At 62.8% G+C, this 17,572-nt stretch carries 16 protein-coding genes; 2 read left to right on the top strand and 14 right to left on the bottom strand.

All coding sequences use genetic code 11. From position 1 onward, the window contains the following. Nucleotides 1-4: 4 nt before the first annotated feature. From mdcH to AC1Q6I_RS00390, 10 genes are all read right to left on the bottom strand, one after another. Nucleotides 5-904, bottom strand: a complete 900-nt coding sequence (mdcH, locus tag AC1Q6I_RS00435) for a malonate decarboxylase subunit epsilon (protein ID WP_102623706.1) — start codon at nucleotides 902-904, stop codon at nucleotides 5-7. After that, nucleotides 901-1,497, bottom strand: coding sequence for a malonate decarboxylase holo-ACP synthase (locus AC1Q6I_RS00430; protein ID WP_024077883.1), 597 nt, complete (start codon nucleotides 1,495-1,497; stop codon nucleotides 901-903). Before AC1Q6I_RS00430 ends, mdcH begins: the two co-directional genes overlap by 4 nt. After that, nucleotides 1,491-2,261, bottom strand: coding sequence for a biotin-independent malonate decarboxylase subunit gamma (gene mdcE / locus AC1Q6I_RS00425; RefSeq protein ID WP_069077208.1), 771 nt, complete (start codon nucleotides 2,259-2,261; stop codon nucleotides 1,491-1,493). The genes AC1Q6I_RS00430 and mdcE overlap by 7 nt, the downstream gene beginning before the upstream one ends. Beyond that, complete coding sequence (locus AC1Q6I_RS00420) at nucleotides 2,258-3,100, bottom strand: biotin-independent malonate decarboxylase subunit beta (RefSeq protein WP_069077207.1); 843 nt, start codon at nucleotides 3,098-3,100, stop codon at nucleotides 2,258-2,260. The genes mdcE and AC1Q6I_RS00420 overlap by 4 nt, the downstream gene beginning before the upstream one ends. Continuing rightward, a complete protein-coding gene (locus tag AC1Q6I_RS00415; protein ID WP_024077886.1) occupies nucleotides 3,093-3,392 on the bottom strand; it encodes a malonate decarboxylase subunit delta in 300 nt (99 codons plus the stop codon). Before AC1Q6I_RS00415 ends, AC1Q6I_RS00420 begins: the two co-directional genes overlap by 8 nt. Next, complete coding sequence (locus tag AC1Q6I_RS00410) at nucleotides 3,392-4,240, bottom strand: triphosphoribosyl-dephospho-CoA synthase (RefSeq protein ID WP_024077887.1); 849 nt, start codon at nucleotides 4,238-4,240, stop codon at nucleotides 3,392-3,394. Before AC1Q6I_RS00410 ends, AC1Q6I_RS00415 begins: the two co-directional genes overlap by 1 nt. Further along, nucleotides 4,241-5,911: a malonate decarboxylase subunit alpha gene (gene mdcA, locus AC1Q6I_RS00405; RefSeq protein WP_024077888.1), complete on the bottom strand. Its 1,671-nt coding sequence runs from the start codon at nucleotides 5,909-5,911 to the stop codon at nucleotides 4,241-4,243. It lies immediately after the preceding gene. A gap of 292 nt (nucleotides 5,912-6,203) precedes the next feature. After that, a complete protein-coding gene (locus AC1Q6I_RS00400) occupies nucleotides 6,204-6,458 on the bottom strand; it encodes a DUF6124 family protein (RefSeq protein WP_102623707.1) in 255 nt (84 codons plus the stop codon). 328 nt (nucleotides 6,459-6,786) lie between these two features. Further along, the gene (locus AC1Q6I_RS00395) at nucleotides 6,787-7,206 is read right to left on the bottom strand and encodes a hypothetical protein (protein WP_069077205.1); all 420 of its coding nucleotides are present in this window, start codon (nucleotides 7,204-7,206) and stop codon (nucleotides 6,787-6,789) included. Further along, entirely contained in the window at nucleotides 7,184-7,567 is a 384-nt protein-coding gene (locus AC1Q6I_RS00390) for a polymorphic toxin type 44 domain-containing protein (protein WP_069077204.1), read from the bottom strand. Before AC1Q6I_RS00390 ends, AC1Q6I_RS00395 begins: the two co-directional genes overlap by 23 nt. A 326-nt stretch (nucleotides 7,568-7,893) precedes the next feature. On the opposite strand from AC1Q6I_RS00390, the gene AC1Q6I_RS00385 reads away from it, so the two are divergent. Together AC1Q6I_RS00385 and AC1Q6I_RS00380 are read left to right on the top strand one after the other, a co-directional pair. After that, nucleotides 7,894-8,172, top strand: coding sequence for a type II toxin-antitoxin system RelE/ParE family toxin (locus tag AC1Q6I_RS00385; protein ID WP_102623708.1), 279 nt, complete (start codon nucleotides 7,894-7,896; stop codon nucleotides 8,170-8,172). Between the two features lie 14 nt (nucleotides 8,173-8,186). Further along, nucleotides 8,187-8,474, top strand: coding sequence for a HigA family addiction module antitoxin (locus AC1Q6I_RS00380; protein WP_102623709.1), 288 nt, complete (start codon nucleotides 8,187-8,189; stop codon nucleotides 8,472-8,474). 62 nt (nucleotides 8,475-8,536) lie between these two features. Here the strand turns inward: AC1Q6I_RS00380 and AC1Q6I_RS00375 are convergent, their stop codons facing one another. The 4 genes from AC1Q6I_RS00375 to AC1Q6I_RS00360 form a co-directional block, all read right to left on the bottom strand. Next, nucleotides 8,537-8,992, bottom strand: coding sequence for a chemotaxis protein CheW (locus AC1Q6I_RS00375; protein WP_010207210.1), 456 nt, complete (start codon nucleotides 8,990-8,992; stop codon nucleotides 8,537-8,539). Next, a complete protein-coding gene (locus AC1Q6I_RS00370; protein WP_102623710.1) occupies nucleotides 8,985-14,804 on the bottom strand; it encodes an Hpt domain-containing protein in 5,820 nt (1,939 codons plus the stop codon). The genes AC1Q6I_RS00375 and AC1Q6I_RS00370 overlap by 8 nt, the downstream gene beginning before the upstream one ends. A gap of 183 nt (nucleotides 14,805-14,987) precedes the next feature. Beyond that, complete coding sequence (locus tag AC1Q6I_RS00365; protein ID WP_024077895.1) at nucleotides 14,988-17,039, bottom strand: methyl-accepting chemotaxis protein; 2,052 nt, start codon at nucleotides 17,037-17,039, stop codon at nucleotides 14,988-14,990. Further along, the gene (locus AC1Q6I_RS00360) at nucleotides 17,036-17,560 is read right to left on the bottom strand and encodes a chemotaxis protein CheW (protein WP_024077896.1); all 525 of its coding nucleotides are present in this window, start codon (nucleotides 17,558-17,560) and stop codon (nucleotides 17,036-17,038) included. Before AC1Q6I_RS00360 ends, AC1Q6I_RS00365 begins: the two co-directional genes overlap by 4 nt. Nucleotides 17,561-17,572 lie beyond the last annotated feature (12 nt).

Below are 17,572 nucleotides of genomic sequence, written 5' to 3'. Positions count from 1 at the left end.
TGCTTTATCGGTGGCGGCGCTCCTCCTCTTCCAACAGGGCCTGCAAGGTGTCCAGGCGTGCGCCTTCGCAGGCGATCACCGTGCCTTGTTCAAATACTCGGCGTGACAGGCCGGTGAGTACGCTGCCTGGGGGCAGTTCGATTTGCAGGCGCACGCCGCGCTCATAGGCGCTTTGCACGGTGCCGCGCCAGTCGACGACGCGGCACATGTTGAAGGCCAGGTCGTCGCGCAAGTGCTCGGGGTTGTGAATGGGACGCGCCCGGGTACTGCTCAGGTAAGTGATGCGCGGCGCTTTAAGCGTGACAAACGCCTGGGCCAGTGCCCGGGCAGGTTGTTCCAGCAGCGCGCAATGGGACGGCACGCTCACGGCCAGGCGCTTGGCGATGCCGTTGCCTTTGATGCGTGCCGCGACCTGCTTCATCGCCTCGTCGCTACCGGCGATGACGGTCTGGTTATCGGCGTTGATATTGGCCAGGTATACCGGGGTCTGCGGGCTGTGGATATCGGCCAGCAGAGCTTCGACGGTGGATAACTCAGGGCCGATCAGCGCGGTCATGCCGTAGCCTTGTGGATAAGCGTGCTGCATCAGTTCACCCCGCAGGCTGACCAGCCTGACAGCGTCCGCCAAGTCCAGGGCACCGGCAATGACCGCCGCCGGATACGCCCCGATGGACAAGCCCGCTACGTAATCCGGTGTGCGCTCCAGCAAGCGCGCATGGGCCACACCCGCGATCAACAGACACAGCTGCACCGCGCGGGTACTGGCCAAGGCTTGCGCCGAATCGAGCTGGCGCACGTCTTCACCGAGGGCATCGCTGGCTTCGTCCAGTACCGAGACGGGCAACCGCGTGAGCATGCCCGGACGCTGCGCGCCCTGCCCCGGAAACACCAGCAGGCTGCTCATGCCACGGCCTGCCAGGGATCGAGCACAAGGTGTGCGCCACGCGCGGTTTTCAACAGCACCCGCCGCGAGCCGCCGGCCCATTCGCGCAAGGCGACGGCACCGAACGGGGTTTGCAGTTGCAGGTCCACGGCGCAGGCCGCGGTGTCCAGGATCGCCAGCAGGTCTTGTGCATCCCGTCGGTCAAGCGGCGCGGGCGTGCGCAGGAGCAAATCCAGATCGCTCATTGCATGCAGTGCCTCAATGCCCGTGGCCAACTCGAAACCCGCGCTGCCCGTGACGCCCCAGGTCTGCTGCGCCAACACCGGCCGCAGTTGATCGAGTGCGCGCAACGCCGGCAAATCCCGGGGCGAGATCGCGTCGCGCAGGGCTTCCGGCGCCACACTGCGCTGCACGGCGGCCAGGGGCATTGCCGTCGCAAAACGCTGCTCACGCAGACGCCCGCGCACACCGACCGCCACCTGGCCCGGCTCGGCCATGGCGCGACGCACCACCACCGGGTGACCGGCGCCGATGGCCTCCAGCGCCCAGCCCGGCGCGTCGCTGGGCAGATGCGCAGGGGTCATGCCCCAGAGCAAATCGTGAGCGTTCACCATTGTTCCCGCAGCAACTGGCGTACATGGCTGGAGGCCGCGCGATTAGTAGCACCGAGGCGCCCACTCAAATCACGGCTATCGATATCCTGGATCGCACTGACCAGGCAATCGCTGACTCGCGTCACATCGTCCTGCGTCGGCTGTTCAATCTGGCTGACCGACAAGGTTTCCCACAGCAGGCCGAGGCTGGCAAAACTGTCGATGTCATAGGCCATGGGCGGCACGCTGGCAGCCAGGGCTTCAAGCTCTTCGACACTGCGCAGGGTCACCCGCGCCGCCGATGCCTTACCCATGGCATGCACCATCACGCCGGGGTCGCGCAGGGCAATCAGGCGGTTGGCCTGGTAACCGTGGGCGAGGAAGGCACCGGACATGGCCTTGCCCACCAGCAGCGCAATCACCGGGTGCCCGGCCAGGCGGGCACGGGCGTAACTGTCGGCGGCGGCGGCCAGGGCCTGGTGGATGCCGAGGGCTTCTTCGCGACGGCCATAGGCTTGGCTCGGGACATCGACGATGGCGATGATGGGACGCTTGTCGCCACGGGCGATGGCTTCATCCACGGCCTTGGCCAACCCCCAGCCTTCCAGCAGACCGACTTCGCCGTTGCGTGCACGGGGGAAACGGTTTTGCGCGTCGGGGACCACGGCGATAAAGCGCACCGCATGTTCCCCCAATACGCCGTCGGCAACTTTCAACGAGCCGGGCAAATCGGCCACAGGCGTGGCACCGGCGCTCAATGCGTTAAACCACTGCAAGCCTCTCATGAGCGTTCTCCCTGATACAGAGCGCGAACCGTCGCCGGGTCGATTTGCGGTGCAGCGTCCAATTCGGCCAGGCGCGCGAGGTAATAATCGGCCTGGCGGCTGCGCTGCTGCGCAGGCAAACCTTGTTGCAACAGCGCGCTGACCGTCTCTTGAAGTTGCGCCACATCATCTGCCACATAACGGTCGACCAACCCGCTGTTGAAGCGTTGCTCGCCACCGGTGAGGCTCCAGATGAAAGGCCGGTCGCGGGAGTCGTACTCATCAAGACCGGCTTCCTGCTCGATCACTTGCGGGCCATTCAGGCCAAGACGGGCTTCGCGGGTGACGACCAGGTAACTGCACAACCCGGCCGCGATGGACATGCCACCGAAGCAACCGACACTGCCCGCCACCACACCGATCACTGGTTGGTACTGGCGCAGATCGACAATGGCCGCATGAATGTCGGCAATCGCTGCCAAGCCCAGGTTGGCCTCCTGCAAGCGCACGCCACCGGTTTCCAGCAGCAGCACGGCGCGGGTCGGAACCCCGTTGCGGTTGTCTTCGGCGGCCAATTCGAGGGCGCCAGCGATTTTTGCGCCGCCCACTTCCCCCAGGCTGCCCCCCTGGAAATTGCCTTCGATCGCGGCAATCACCACAGGCACGCCTTCAATGCTGCCCTTGGCAATCACCACGCCGTCATCGGCCTGGGGCACCACACCCTGGCGACTGAGCCAGGGCGACATGACGCGCTGGAATGGGTCGATCAATTCTCGGTAAGTGCCGCTGTCCAGCAGAGCCTTGGCCCGCTGCCGCGCCCCCAGTTCAACGAAGCTGTGTTTGCTGAGCAAGTCAGTCATGGCCGATCTCCTCGAAACCCTGTTCCAGGCGCAAACGCACCACGCCGGGAGTCGCGCCGAAATCGTGGATATCAATCTTCAGGGCCGGCGGGGTTTGTTCCTGGAAGATCCGCTCGAACAGGTGTTGCCAGCGTTGTTCGGCGCCATTCACCGAGGTTTGCACCTGAATGGTCAGGGTGCCGGCCGTGCCCGGTTCCAGCAGCACTTCCAGGTCGCCCGAGCCGACACACCCCACCAGCGCACGGCCTTTGGGTGGCTGCCCGGCGGGGAATTCAAAGGATAAGGTTTCCATCACAACGCTCCATCGAGGCGGTCGATAAACAGGCAGGCGGCCAACAGGTCGGCGGCACCGCCGGGGGAGGCATTCAGGGCCAGCAATTGTTGGTCGAGTTCATGCAGTTGGCGGCGGCCGGCGAGGGTTGCGCTGCCGCCCGCCTCCAGCACGGCTTGGGCCCCGCGTTGCATGGCGTGTTGGCCTTCCAGGCCGGCACGGTAGAGCACGCAGGTGTCGGCCAGCTCGGTCATGATCGCGAGCAAGGCATCCAGGCGTGCGTTCTGTTCACCGGCATTTTGCCGGCGGCTTTTGTGCAGTTGCGGCAGGCCGCGTTGCAGCACCGAGGGGAAGCCCAGTTGCGCTTCTTCACGGGCGCCGCGTGCGCCGTAGCGCTGGGCGACGTGTGCGCCATGGCTCATTGGCTGGGGCGCGTAGCGGTCATTGAGCAGGGCCAGTTTGGCGGCTTTCAAGGTCACGGCGCTGGCATGGGCGGACTGCGGTTCCAGTGCCGCTGCGGCGGTCAGCAGGCCGAGGGCCCAGATCGCACCGCGGTGGGTGTTCACGCCGTTGGTGGTGGCGAGCATCGCCTGCTCACCTTCGCGGCCCAATCGGCCGAGGGCTTCGCGCAGGGGTAAGCCGACTTCACCGATGTCGAGCGCGGCATCAGCCATCTCCTTGAACATCGGCCACAGCGACAGCGCCGAGGCGTGCATCAGCCCCAGGTGCAAATCGCTATGGGCGCCGTTACCACGACGGTCCACCAAGGCAGGTTTGGGCGACAGGTCGGCTTCATCGATCAGCGCATCCACGGCCATATCCGCCAGGCGTTCGGCGAGGCTCAGTTCATGCAGTTTGAGGGCGCGCATTTACCAGCTCCTGAATTTGGCGGGCGGGTTGTACAAGCCACCGGACCACTCCACCAGGTCGGCGACGCTCTTGGCGGCCAACAGCTCACGGGTGGCGTCAGTACGGCGAATCCCCAAGTCCTCGGGCAAGGCGATCAGCCCCTCGCGGCGCATGCGCGCGGTGTCCTTGGGGTTATGGCGCATGCCGATGGCGGTCACCCCGGCGACGGCGGCGATCATCGCCTGGCGCTCTTCGAGAGAGCGCGCCTTGTACAGGTAGGCAATGCCTTCTTCGGTGAGCAAGTGAGTCACGTCGTCGCCATAGATCATGATCGGCGCCAGGGGCATGCCGCTTTTACGCGCTACTTCCACGGCGTCGAGCGTGTTGACGAAGGTGGGTTTGCCGCCTTCCTGGAAGGTTTCAACCATCTGCACCACGAGCTTTTTGCCGCGCTCCAGCAGGGCTTCGGGCGCATCATCGTGACGCATATCCAACCACGCCGGCGTGCCATGGCGGCGACCGCGCGGGTCGTGCCCCATGTTCGGCGCACCACCGAAACCGGCGAGGCGGCCACGGGTCACCGTTGAAGAGTGGCCATCGCCATCAACTTGCAGGGTGGCACCGATAAACAGGTCCACCGCGTATTGGCCAGCCAGTTGGCAGAACATACGGTTGGAACGCATCGAGCCGTCACGACCGGTGAAAAACACATCCGGGCGGGCGGCAATGTAGTTCTCCATGCCCAGCTCGGTGCCGAAACAATGCACGCTTTGCACCCAACCGCTTTCGATGGCCGGAATCAACGTGGGGTGCGGGTTAAGGGTCCAGTTGCGGCAGATCTTGCCCTTCAGGCCGAGGGATTCGCCGTAGGTGGGCAAGATCAATTCAATGGCGGCGGTGTTGAAGCCAATGCCGTGGTTGAGCGACTGCACATTGTGTTTTTCGTAGATGCCACGGATCGCCATCATCGCCATCAGCACATGCACCGGCTTGATATGGCGCGGATCGCGGGTGAACAGCGGCTCGATGTAGAACGGCTTGTCGGCCACCACCACAAAGTCCACCCAACTGGCGGGGATGTCGACACGGGGCAAATCGGTGACGTCATCCACCAACTGGTTGACCTGCACGATCACGATGCCATCGCTGAACGCAGCGGGTTCGATCAGCGCGGGGGTGTCTTCGGTGCTGGCGCCGGTGTAGATATTGCCGGCGCGGTCGGCCATGAAACCCGCCGAGAGCACCACGTTGGGGATCAGGTCCACCACCAGCCGGGCATAGAGTTCGATGTAGGTGTGGATCGCGCCGATTTCCAGCAGGCCGTCTTCGAGCAACTGGCTGATGCGCAGGGATTGGGTACCGGCGAAGGAGAAGTCCAGCTTGCGTGCGATGCCCTTTTCAAACAGGTCCAGGTGCTCGGACCGCCCGACGCTGGGCATGATCATGTGCAAATCGTGAAGCTTGGCCGGGTCGGCCTTGGCCAGCGAACGCGAGAGGAAGTCGGCCTGCTTTTGGTTGTTGCCTTCCAGCACCACGCGGTCGCCGGGGAGGATCAGGGCTTCGAGGGCTTCGACGATTTTATCGCTGGGCAACACGGCCCCGTCTGCGTAGTGCTTGACCCGCTCGAGCCGCCGCTGCTTCTCGTCGCGCCGCCGCGTCCAGCGCGAGTCGGGGTTGATTATTGTTGTCATGGTCGCTCCACGGGTTTGCTGTCGTGGGCTGTACCTTAGGAGTGATTCAGGGGGGTATCAATCAAGCTCAGTGGCAGATCGTTACGGTTGGAGTAATGGAGCATCAGCAAACGCAGACCTGAGCCCAGTGAAGATCAAAAATGTGGGGGGTTCTACACCCCGATGAGGGTGGGTCAGCTAAGTGATGTACCAACTGTCGAATAAGCCATCGGGGGCAAGTCGAATCGTCGCACCGCCCCTCCCACATTTGCTCATTGGTGTCTGTTAGATAGCGGTCCCAAAAAGGGAATGATCAGTCCCTGTTTGGGACCTTTTCCAGCGAAGGGCTGACCTGCTCCAGCGCCCGATCCACCAACAACTGCCCAAACTCGGCCATTTGCTGGATCCCGAGCATGATGGCGCGCTGGGAAGTGTCCAGGTCGAAGGCCAGGTTGCAGGTGAGTGCGTTGAGGGAGGACAGGGTTTCGCTGGCGTTGACCAGCAGGGTTTCGGTGTTTTGGTGGGGGGTTACGGTGAAGGGAGGCAGATTAGGGGTAGGTTTGATCATGATGAAACTCCTAAACAGTCAGTAAGGAGCGCCACTGTTCGCTTGCACGCGAATGAGGGTGGCGACCGTGCGCAGGTGTGCAAGACCGGGCCTGTTTAGGACACCCAGCAGGTCCGAAGACCTCCTGCGCGCAGCCGCCATAAAGCAGCGAGCACAAAAAACGCCCGTTGGTTGGCAGGGCGTTTGTACGCCTAAACAGTTTCGTCGGACTTGCACGTCCGTGTCACCGTTTTTTGCGATGACGGGACGAAGACTAGGCGCGCGGGCTGCACGCGGCAAGTTCATGCACGGCCCAAAATCTTGCAGGAAAAATCCGAAGCCAGCAGGCCTACAGCCTCATGTCGATGCTCACAGCCCCCAAAGCGTCAAGCGGGTAGCTGCGATACTCATAAACCTCCCCACGAACAATGAGGTGGATGACTCCATCCACCTGGTTCACTTGGACATCAGGCTCCTTGGTTTTTAGAAATGGATGTGTAGACACCAATGTCGTGAGTATTTCGTGATCATTACCCAGATCCTTATGGACGTAGTACCTGTAGGAAAAGCCCACTGTCGCGCCGCCCTGGCTATTCCGCACCCCATAAATAGAGTTGCCGTTACTCAAGGAATGCTTGAGTACTACCTCATCCAACTCTGGTGTACCGGGACTCATCAACCAACCAACGCCCAAGTACCCGAGACACACCACCAGAAGCCCGTTGAGCAGGACCTGGACCGACCACTTAATACCCTTGAGCTCTGGCATATTCGATGCCCTCCTTGATCCAGTGCTGGTCGCTATGGTCATCGCCATAAGGCGCATCCCCCCACCAGTCTCCAAACTCCGTTCGAGATGTCCCCGCCGCCTTTTGCGCAGCACCGGCCGCTCTCAATAACACGCTTTCCGGAATCCCCAACACCGTACCGGTAACGCCATAGTTGAAGTTACCGAACGCCTCGTACTCACGACTTTTCTGTTTGTAATCCCAAGGGCCACGTCCTCTGACCTGTGAATAAAACCATGAATAGGTGAACGCCGAACCGGGCTTCAAATGCATCCTGCGGTTGTTGGCCTGGGCGATATTGTCTTGCAGCGAAACGCCTGGGGGCATGGGAGGGACGGCCATTTGCGAATCCTTGCTGATGGGGTTGAGCGTCAAAAGCTAGCACTCAACAATCAGCAAAAGTGCTGAGTCCGTACTTACAGAAATTTCAGACAACCATTCGATCCAAGCCTTACGTATACGGGGCTCAAGACAGGACTGTTTGTAGGATCCAGAAGTTACCGACAGGCAGAACAGAATGCTCCGACAGGCTTTTCAGGTTGTTGCTCGGAACTCGCCTCTCTAGCCTTTTCCATCCGAATCGTGCCACGGGCAGACATCATGAATCCGACCGTTAAACCCGATGCAAGGCCATTGCAGAGTGTGATGTATAACATCACAATCGCGCCATGATCGTCAGCTGGAAACATAAGGGACTTAGGGCGTTCTATGAGACGGGTTCAACCAGAGGCATCAACGCAAATCATGCAAAGCGCTTGCGCCGCGTTCTGCTCATTCTGGACAAGGCCGAGAACTCAGATGCACTGGACCTGCCCGGCTGGCGCTTCCACCGTTTGAAGGGCGACCTGATCGACTACTGGTCCGTCAGCATAAGTGGTAACTGGCGCATCATTTTTCGAATGTTCGACGATCAGGTCGAACTGGTCGATTATCTTGATTACCACTGAGTGGAGGTATCGATATGGGTATGCACAACCCACCTCACCCAGGTGAAATTCTGCTTGAAGACGTGGTCCCAGCCTTGGGCATCACCATCACCGAAATGGCTAAACGTCTTGGCTTTGCCCGCGAAACTTTTTCAAGGATCTTGCATGGCCACGCTCCCGTCAGCCCGGACCTTGCCGTCCGGTTGGAGAGAGCCGGCGTAAGTACTGCGCAGCTATGGCTGTCGATGCAAAGTGCCTACGACTTGTGGCAGGCCGAGCATCGGGAGCAGCCGGTGATTGAGCGGTTTGCGCGGATTGATTGAGGTCTACAGATTGTGGGAGGGGGTAAGCCCCCTCTCACAGCGGATCTTCACATGGCTCAGGCTCAGGCCAACCCAGACTCCACCAGCAGCGCCTCAAGCCCCATCAAGTCCGGCACCTTCGCCACATGTTCTCCTACCTGCACCGCTGCCAGTTCCAATGGGCACAGCGGCACGTCCACATAGCTCAATTCGCTATCGAGCTTGTACGACCGCGGAATCCCCTGGATCACCAGCGCAATAAACTTCAACGTCGGCCGCCCGCCCAGCGCATTCAACACCACAATCCGCGAGCGTTCGCCCGTCACGCTCGCCTCGCCGCACACCGCTTCAAAGCTGATCAACGGTATTTGCCGATCCCGCCAGGTCACTTGCCGCAGATACCACGGCGGTGCATCACTGGCCGGTTCGCCACGCTGGAAGTCGATCAGCTCGGCAATGGCGACGTTAGGCAGCACCAGGTGACGGTCGGCCAGGGGCAACAGCAGGCCGGTGAGTTGGCTCGTGCGGTGGTCAAGCATGGGACTTGCTCCAATAGGCAATGCTTTCCAGCAGCACCGACTCCTGGTAAGGCTTGCCCAGGTAGTCGTTGACGCCGATGGCCATGGCGCGGTCGCGGTGTTTTTGGCCGGTGCGGGAGGTGATCATGATGATCGGCAGGCGCATCAGCCGAGGGTCGTTGCGCACCTGGATAGCCACTTCGAAACCATCCATGCGCGGCATTTCGATGTCGAGCAGCATCAGGTCCGGGGTGTGTTCTTCGAGCACGGCAAGGGCGTCGATACCGTCCTTGGCGGTGAGGACGTTCATGCCGTTACGCTCCAGCAGACGGCTGGTCACTTTGCGCACGGTGACCGAGTCGTCCACCACCAGCACCAGCAGCGGCCGCTTTTTCAGCGGATCGTTGAGGATCAGGGGCGCATCGACTGCCTGGGCCGGCAAGGCCGGTTGCCGGGCGCGAATATGCGCCAGCAAGTCAATGATCAGCACCACGCGGCCATCAGCGAGAATGGTCGCCCCGGAGACGCCCTTCACCCCCGCGAATTGCGGCCCCAGGCCCTTGACCACGATCTCCCGCGTCCCGGCCATGGCATCCACATGCACCGCCACGTGCCGCTCATTGCATTGCACCAACAGCACCGGCACCGGCTGGTACTGGCCCAGCAGTTTCGGGCGGCTGACGGTGTGCAGCAGATCACCGAGGTAGAACAGTTCATACCGCTGGCCGGCGTACTCATAACGCGGCGGGTCTTGCTGGTAGTGCCCGGCCAACTCGTGGGGCAGCACGCGCACCAGGCCTTCGATGGTGTTGAGCGGGATCGCGTATTGGTCATCCGCGCACTGCACCATCAGCGCCCGGTTGACCGACACGGTGAACGGCAGGCGAATACGAAAATGCACGCCCGCGCCCGGTGTCGAGTCGATGAACATCGAACCGCCGAGCTGGCGCACTTCTTCATGCACCACATCCATGCCTACGCCGCGCCCGGAAATCTGCGTGATCTTTTCTGCCGTGGAGAAGCCCGGTTGCAGGATGAACTGCAACACGTCGCGGTCACTCATTTCTTGGTTGGGGTCGAGCAAACCGCGCTTGATCGCCTTGCGCCGCACCGCTTCCAGGGGCACGCCGGCGCCGTCGTCGCGCATGTCGAAGACGATATCGCCGCCTTCGTGGGTCAGGTCCAGGGTGATGCGCCCCTTCTCCGGTTTACCCGCCAACAACCGTGCATCGCGGGACTCCAGACCATGGTCGACGGCGTTGCGCAGCATATGTTCCAACGGTGCCACCATGCGTTCCAGCACATTGCGGTCCATCTCGCCCTCGGCATTGCCGACCACAAACTCCACGTCCTTGCCCAACTCGCCGGCCACCTGGCGCACGATGCGCTTGAGGCGCGGCAGCATGCGTTCGAACGGCACCATGCGCGTACGCATCAAGCCTTCCTGCAACTCGGTGTTGATGCGGGCCTGTTGCTGCAACAGCTGTTGCGCATCCTGGTTACGGCGCTCGAGGGTTTCCTTGAGGTCCACCAGGTCCGAAGCCGATTCGAACAGCGCACGGGAGAGCTGCTGCAACTGCGAATGGCGGTCCATTTCCAGCGGGTCGAATTCTTCATAGCCCAGGCGCTCGGCCTCGGCCTGCTGGCGACTGAGGATGCGCCCCTGGGTTTCAGTGTCGAGCCGGCGCAGTTGGTCACGCATGCGCTCGATGGTGGTTTCCATTTCGTTGAGGGCGATCTGTGCGTCGCTGACCTGCTGCTCGATGCGGCCACGGAAGATCGACGTTTCGCCGGCCAGGTTGACCAGGTCATCCAGCAAGTCAGCGGAAACCTTCACCATGTCGGCGGCCGGGTCAACCGCCGCTTCGGCCTTGCTCGCCGGCAAGGCCACCGGGGCTACCGGCTCTACGCCGGGGTGTACCAGGCTTTTGATGCGCTCGATCAGCTTGTCCACCGGGCCCACCGGCACGCCATCGGCCACTGCATCGATCATCTGCGCCAGGCGGTCATGGCAGCCTTGCAACAGCGCGAAGAGTTCAGGGGACGGGCCGAGCAAGCCGGCGGACAGGCCTTCGTAGAGAAACTCCAGCTCATGGGCCAGGTCGCCAATCGGGCCGATCTCGACCATGCGCGCGCCGCCCTTGAGGGTGTGCAGGTCGCGCAGCAGGGTTTCCACTTCCTGGCGATTGTTCGGCTCAGCCTGCCAGCGCAGCAATGCGCTGCCTGAACTGTCGAGAATATCGGCGGCCTCTTCGAGGAAGATATCCAGCAGTTCAGGATCCGCAGCCGCGCCTTGCGGTGCAGCGGTCGGCGCGGCAGGCGTGCTGCTCTGGCGAAACTCGCGCAGACGCGCGATCAGCTCGCCGGAGTCGCTCAGGGGTTGGTGGTGTTGCAGTTCTTCAAGTTGCAACGCCAGCCGTTCGTGACTGGCCATCAGCACCTGGGACAGCTCGGTGGAGTAGCTGTAGCGGCGGTCCGCCAAGCCTTCGTAAAGACACTCCAGCTCATGGGCCAGGTCGCCCACCGGGCCGATTTCGGCCATGCGCGCCCCGCCCTTGAGGGTGTGCAAATCTCGATGCAACGACGACAACGGTGCCACGCCATCAGGCTCCAGCAACCAGCGCTTGAGGGACTGCCCGGCGCCGTCGAGGATATCCACGGCCTCTTCGAGGAAGATCTCGACAATCTCATCGTCCGGTACCGCTTCCTGGTGCAGCCGCGCCGTGGCGGCCCCCAGTTCGGCGATGTTCAGGGCTCGGCTGCCGTCACTTTTGATCAGGCCGGTGGCAGAGGGGTCGAGGGCATCATCGAGCAGCTCGCGCAGGGCCTGTAACCGTGCCGGCACCGGGCTGATCTCCTGGCCGGCGGCCAGTTGGTCGAGCATATTGATCAGCGCTTCATGGGCCTGTTCGGCTTCCTGGAAAAACCGCTCGCTGACCGCCAGGCTGCTCTCTTCCACAGCGCCATACAGGTCGAGCAAGGCTTCGCAGAGTTCGTCGATGGGGTGCAGGTCGGCGACGTGCGCGCCCTCCCCCAGGGTGGTCAATTCATCCAGCAATGCGGTGAGTTCCTGGCGCTCGCCGGGGTGTTGTTGCCAGCGGCGCAGCAGGCTTTCGGCGTCGAGCAGGATATCCATGCCCTGGGCCAGGAAGTCAGCGATCAGTTGTGGATCGCGCTTGATGCGCAGGCCGGTGCTGGGGGCGTCGAGCAGGGCTTCGAGCTGACGATCAAGCAGGCTCTGTGTGCGGCTGATCAGGTCCGCCGCGCCTTTGATCGGCACCAAGGGGTCGCTGTCCAGTTGCCGCAGCCCGCGTTGGAACAGGTCCTCGGCTTCCAGCAGCAACTCCACTTCATCCAGGTCCAACGGCAGGCGGTGAGCCTTGTACTCGCGGGTCAGGTGATCGAGTGGGCGCGCCAGTTCGGCGATCGGCAGCACGCCGGCCATGTAGGCGCTGCCCTTGAGCGTGTGCAGGGCGCGTTGCAGTTCATCGCTGACTTGCAGCGGCACATGCTCCGCGGCTTGTTGCAGGAAGTGATTGAGGCTGTCGAGGTGGGTCTGGGCCTCGTTGCGGAAAATCTCCAGCAACATCGGGTCATGGGCTTCGACGGCCGAGGCTTCAACCCCGCTGGCCAAGGCGTGGGCACGCGCGGCCAGGGTGTCGACCTCCTTGCGCTGGCGCTGGGCACCGGCGGCGAAGTCGGCGATCAGTTCCGGCAGCAGGGCGACCGCTTCATCCAGTACCTGTTGCACCTCGGGGCCGGGAGCCACGCTGCGCTCAAGCACGCGGTTAAGCAGGTTTTCCACGGCCCAGGCCAGCTCCGCCAGCACCAGGGCGCGGACCATACGGCCGCTGCCCTTCAAGGTGTGGAAGGCACGGCGCATTTCGCCGAGGGCAGTTCTATCGGCACCGCTCGGCAGGTTGCGATGCAGCAGCTCAAGGACTTCTTCGGTTTCTTCGAGGAAGACGTCGCGCAGCTCCTCGTCAATCGGCTCTTCACCGGCCGGTGGCGGCAGCAGGCTACCGGGGCGTTGCTGGGCCGGCGGGTTCAGCCGCGAGGTGGGACTGGCCAGGGCGTCGAATTGCGATTGGCTCGGTGAGGTCTCGGCCGACAATGCGCCCTCCGGCGCCACCAATGCCTGGCGCCAGGGTTTTTCCGCAGGCAGGTAACCCAGCGCCTCCAGGCTACGGGTGGCCAGCTCCAGCACGCATTCGCCGGCGGCATCGGGGTCTTGGAGCATGCGTTCCAGGTAGTACTCCAGGCCGCTGATCACGTCGGCAAACTGCCCCAGCTGCGCCTCGGAGGGCACGGCGTCGTTGATCATCAGTTGTTCATCGACGTAAACGCTGCAACCGCGCATCAGGCTCGCTGCGCGTGGCAATGGGATCATCGCCAGGGCGCCGCGCACCTGGCTCAACAGTTCCGGCAAGGACTCCAGGCGCTGGCGCTGCCAATCGGCTTCGATGCAATCGATCACCAGCTCCTTGGCTTGTTGCAGGCACTGGCAGCACTCGCGGATCACCAGTTGGTGAATCTGGGTCAGGTCAGTGGTGGGCAGGCGGCTTTCTTCGCGGCTGTCCGGCTCGACGGTGCCGGCCATCCCCGCCAGCGTGGCTTCGACGTAGAGCAAGGCGCCGGCGACGTCCATCAGCACCGCATCGTTAGGTTCGCGCTGGCCCTGGGCCAGGCTCAGCACGACGGCAAGCTGGTCGATGATGACTTTACGCGGCTGACCAAACCCAAGCACCGCCAGGGTATCGGCGATCTGCCGCAGCGGCGCCAGCAGCGCCTCAAGGTCACGGGTGTGCTGACGGTCGCTGCGCACGAACAGGTCGAGACGTTCCTTGACCCGCACCAACTCCTCACACAAGGCACCGAGCACCGAGCCCATGGCATTGCGATCCGGCCCCGCCATGCGTGCGCGCTCGGCATCGACCAGGGCGCTGTCGGGCAAGGCTTCATCCAGGCCGTAGCGTTCTTTCAGGCTTTGCATACGCGGTGTCGGCCGGGTGACTTTGGCGACATAGAACAACAGGCTCTTGAGCAGTTCGTCCGGCGCCGCCTGGTTGATACCGCCAATGCCCTGGGCCAGCAGACGCTTGAGTTGTTTGTCGCTGGCCTTGAGCAGGCTGCGCAGCGCCGGGCTGTTGGCGATCACGCCGGTGAGCATGCCCTCGACCAGCGCCGAGGTGACTTGCCACAGCGGCAACAGCGGCGCGCCCTGGCACAACGCTTCGAGCCGCGCGAACACCCGCGCCATGTCTTCCAGGTTGCTCGGGCCATGGTCTTCGCGCAGCAGGCCGGCCAGGGCTTGTTGCAGCAGGTGGTGCCACTGGCGCAGTTGTTCGGTCAGGTCCGGCGGCGCACGTTGGGCCAGTACTTCATCGGGCAAGGGCGCAATCGACAGCAGTTGCGGGCTGAACAGGCTGGTCTCCGACAACAGGCTTTCGCCGCGCGCACTGCGCAGGTCGTTGAGCAGCGGCAACACCACCAGGGGCAGGTCGCGGCGCGCGCTGTGGATACGGTCAAGGTACAGCGGCAATTGGCCCAGGGCCTGTTGCAGCAGGCGGATACTTTCTTCCCACTGGCTGACATGCCCGGTCTGGAGCGCCAGGGCCAGCTGTTCGATTTCTTCGGCGAGCAGGGCCGCGCCGTAGAACTCGACCATCTGCAGGGCACCGTGCACCTGGTGGATACCGGCCAGGCACTGGCTGATCACATCGCCGTCATGGGTTTCGACAAACGCGTCCAGCGCCGAACGGGCCTGTTTCAGGGTTTCGGCAATGTCGCCCTTGACCCATTCGAGGGCCACGTAGTCGTGCCGATCAACCATAACTGCTCCGCTTAGAATTCATGGGTTGCTGGTAGTGCGAGATCTCCAGACAGATGGAGATCAAATGTGGGAGGGGCGGTGCGACGATTCGACGTGCCTCCGATGGCGGTGTATCAGTCAGCAAGTGTGTTAACTGACCCACCGCTATCGGGGGCAAGCCCCCTCCCACACTTGGATCGCATTTCAATCATCTGCCTGCTTGGCCACAGGCAAGGTGAAACCCGACACCGACCTGCGCAACTGGCTGGCCATCTTCGCCAAATTGCCGATGCTTTCGGCGGTGGCGGTGGACCCCGAGGACGTCTGAGTAGTGATCTGCTGGATCACGTTCATGGTCAGGGAGATCTGCCCCGCCGACGACGTCTGTTGCTGCGCCGCATTGGAGATGCTCTGGATCAGCGCCGCCAGGGTTTTCGACACGCCTTCGATCTCTTCCAACGCGACGCCAGCGTCCTGGGCCAGCCGCGCGCCACGCACCACTTCGGTGGTGGTCTGCTCCATGGAGATCACGGCTTCGTTGGTGTCGGTCTGGATCGCTCGCACCAGGGTTTCGATTTGCCGGGTGGCCGCCGACGAGCGCTCGGCCAGGCGCTGCACTTCGTCGGCCACCACCGCAAAGCCGCGCCCGGCATCTCCGGCCATGCTCGCCTGGATCGCCGCGTTGAGGGCGAGGATGTTGGTCTGGTCGGCGATGTCGTCGATCAGGCTGACGATGTCGCCAATCTCCTGGGACGACTCGCCCAGGCGCTTGATGCGCTTGGCGGTGTCCTGGATCTGCTCGCGAATGTTGTCCATGCCGTGGATGGTGTTGTGCACCACCTCGTTGCCCTTGTTGGCGATTTCCACCGAACGTTCCGCCACCGCCGAGGACTCAGCGGCGTTGGCCGACACCTGGTCGATGGACTGGGCCATCTGTTCGATTGCGGTGGAGGCTTCGGCGATCTGCTGGGCTTGATGCTCAGAGGCTTGCGCCAGATGCATGGCCGTGGCCTGGGTCTCCTGCACCGCACCGGCAACCTGCCCGGCGGTGAGGTTGATGGTGGCGACCAGGTCACGCAGTTGGTCCACGGAGTAATTGATGGAATCGGCGATGGTGCCGGTGAAATCTTCGGTCACCGAGGCGGTGACGGTGAGGTCGCCATCGGCGAGGTCTTCGATTTCATCCAGCAGGCGCATGATCGCGTTCTGGTTGCGCTCGTTCTTCTCGGCGGTTTCATGCAGTTGGCGGTTGGTCTCGCGCACCATCACCAGGCCGATCAGGATGATCGACGCCAGCGCCAGCAGGCCCAGCACATAACCGCCAATGGTGTCGAAGCTGCGTCCGCTGGCCAGGTTTTCAAAGCCGGTGGCCAGGTGCGAGGCTTCATCGAGCAGGGTTTGCGAGAGGTTGAAGATATTGCTCGCCGAGGCGCGCACTTGGAACAACTGCGGCGAGGTCTCGAGGATTTCATCCACGGAGCCGGAAACAAACTCGAACAGCTCGGCAATTTCTGCCAGCCGCGCACGGGCATCACGGTCTTCAACCTGGGTGATACGCAGGCCAGGGTTGCCATTGAGCATGCCATTAAGGACTTGGCCGAAGCGGTTGGCATCGCGGCCAAAGGCATCGGCGGCCTGCACGGCGGTTTCATCGCCGGCGAGCACGGTGTTGACCGCACCGAGGATGCGTTCGGCCAGTAGCGACTGGCGCTGGGCCACGGCCACCTGGCTGGCGGGGGCGCCGCGTTGCAGGAGGATGTCGACGACCTTTTCCGATTCCATCTGTAATTGCGGCACGGTTTCGGCCAGGGTCGCGGCCACTTGGTGCAGGGACAGCACCGTTTGTTCGCTGGCCAGGATGACGTCGGTGTTTTTCAACAACGCTTCCCAGTCGGTCTGCACTGCGCGCATTTCGGTGCGCACCGCGCTGGGCGCCGCCGGCAGGCCGGTTTCCGGGTCGCCTTTCTTCAGGTACCCCCAGCGCTGGGCAAAATCATTGCGGGCCTCCCCCAGCAGCTTGAACGCGGCGGCCTTGCCGGCGGCGGCTTCCGTGGCGTTCTTGGCGATACGCTGGGACAGCACGCGCAACTCACCGGCGTGGCCGATGTACTGCTTATCGTAGGTGGATTGGGTATTGAGGTAGGCGAAGTTGGCGAACAACAACATGATGAACACGATCAGCGCGATAAACAGCACGATGATCTGGGAGCGGCTACGCGAGCCGGCCTGGGGTTTAGGCGTGGTGACAGTGGTCATGCGGCAACATCCATGAAACCTGGGGCCTGGGCCAGGGCGAAGGGGCTGAAGACCTGCCACAGCGGGTCGCCATCAAACTGGCCTTGGATAAACGGCGCGCCTGGGGCGGCGTGTGCCTGCAACGCGTCTTGTGCGAAATGCTGCATACCCACCACCTCATCCACCAGCAGCCCGACAAATATGTCCTGGTACTCCACCACCAACACCCGCCGCTGCTTGCGCGCCTTGGACAACGCATGGCCGAGGAAGCCGCCGAGGTCCATCACCGGTAACAGGCGCCCACGCAGGTTAGCCACGCCCTTGATCCAGGTCTTGACCCCGGGCATTAAAGTGCAGCGAGGCTCATGCAGCACTTCGGCCACTTCGCCCATGGGCGCCACATACCAATGCTCGCCCAGGCGAAAACCGATGCCGCTCCAGCTGTGCAGGCGGGCTTCCTGGGATGGCAGGTCAGCGGCCAACAGGCGGCAGCGGCGATCGATGTCCAGCAGCAACTCGAAGGCGGTTTGCGACTCGGTCATGATGGCGTGCCG

The organism is Pseudomonas sp. MPR-R2A5, from assembly GCF_058793055.1.
The sequence above is the reverse complement of the archived record's forward strand: the minus strand, read 5'-3'. Positions and strand labels throughout refer to the sequence as shown.

What these genes read in the sequence shown, in the direction of transcription:
- AC1Q6I_RS00380 (WP_102623709.1), top strand. Translation starts at nt 8,187, where the DNA reads ATGGGTATGCACAACCCACCTCACCCAGGTGAAATTCTGCTTGAAGAC.
- AC1Q6I_RS00400 (WP_102623707.1), bottom strand. Translation starts at nt 6,458, where the DNA reads ATGATCAAACCTACCCCTAATCTGCCTCCCTTCACCGTAACCCCCCAC.
- AC1Q6I_RS00365 (WP_024077895.1), bottom strand. Translation starts at nt 17,039, where the DNA reads ATGACCACTGTCACCACGCCTAAACCCCAGGCCGGCTCGCGTAGCCGC.
- AC1Q6I_RS00375 (WP_010207210.1), bottom strand. Translation starts at nt 8,992, where the DNA reads ATGCTTGACCACCGCACGAGCCAACTCACCGGCCTGCTGTTGCCCCTG.
- AC1Q6I_RS00370 (WP_102623710.1), bottom strand. Translation starts at nt 14,804, where the DNA reads ATGGTTGATCGGCACGACTACGTGGCCCTCGAATGGGTCAAGGGCGAC.
- AC1Q6I_RS00420 (WP_069077207.1), bottom strand. Translation starts at nt 3,100, where the DNA reads ATGACTGACTTGCTCAGCAAACACAGCTTCGTTGAACTGGGGGCGCGG.
- mdcE (WP_069077208.1), bottom strand. Translation starts at nt 2,261, where the DNA reads ATGAGAGGCTTGCAGTGGTTTAACGCATTGAGCGCCGGTGCCACGCCT.
- AC1Q6I_RS00390 (WP_069077204.1), bottom strand. Translation starts at nt 7,567, where the DNA reads ATGGCCGTCCCTCCCATGCCCCCAGGCGTTTCGCTGCAAGACAATATC.
- AC1Q6I_RS00385 (WP_102623708.1), top strand. Translation starts at nt 7,894, where the DNA reads ATGATCGTCAGCTGGAAACATAAGGGACTTAGGGCGTTCTATGAGACG.
- AC1Q6I_RS00410 (WP_024077887.1), bottom strand. Translation starts at nt 4,240, where the DNA reads ATGCGCGCCCTCAAACTGCATGAACTGAGCCTCGCCGAACGCCTGGCG.
- mdcA (WP_024077888.1), bottom strand. Translation starts at nt 5,911, where the DNA reads ATGACAACAATAATCAACCCCGACTCGCGCTGGACGCGGCGGCGCGAC.
- AC1Q6I_RS00430 (WP_024077883.1), bottom strand. Translation starts at nt 1,497, where the DNA reads ATGGTGAACGCTCACGATTTGCTCTGGGGCATGACCCCTGCGCATCTG.
- mdcH (WP_102623706.1), bottom strand. Translation starts at nt 904, where the DNA reads ATGAGCAGCCTGCTGGTGTTTCCGGGGCAGGGCGCGCAGCGTCCGGGC.
- AC1Q6I_RS00415 (WP_024077886.1), bottom strand. Translation starts at nt 3,392, where the DNA reads ATGGAAACCTTATCCTTTGAATTCCCCGCCGGGCAGCCACCCAAAGGC.
- AC1Q6I_RS00395 (WP_069077205.1), bottom strand. Translation starts at nt 7,206, where the DNA reads ATGCCAGAGCTCAAGGGTATTAAGTGGTCGGTCCAGGTCCTGCTCAAC.
- AC1Q6I_RS00360 (WP_024077896.1), bottom strand. Translation starts at nt 17,560, where the DNA reads ATGACCGAGTCGCAAACCGCCTTCGAGTTGCTGCTGGACATCGATCGC.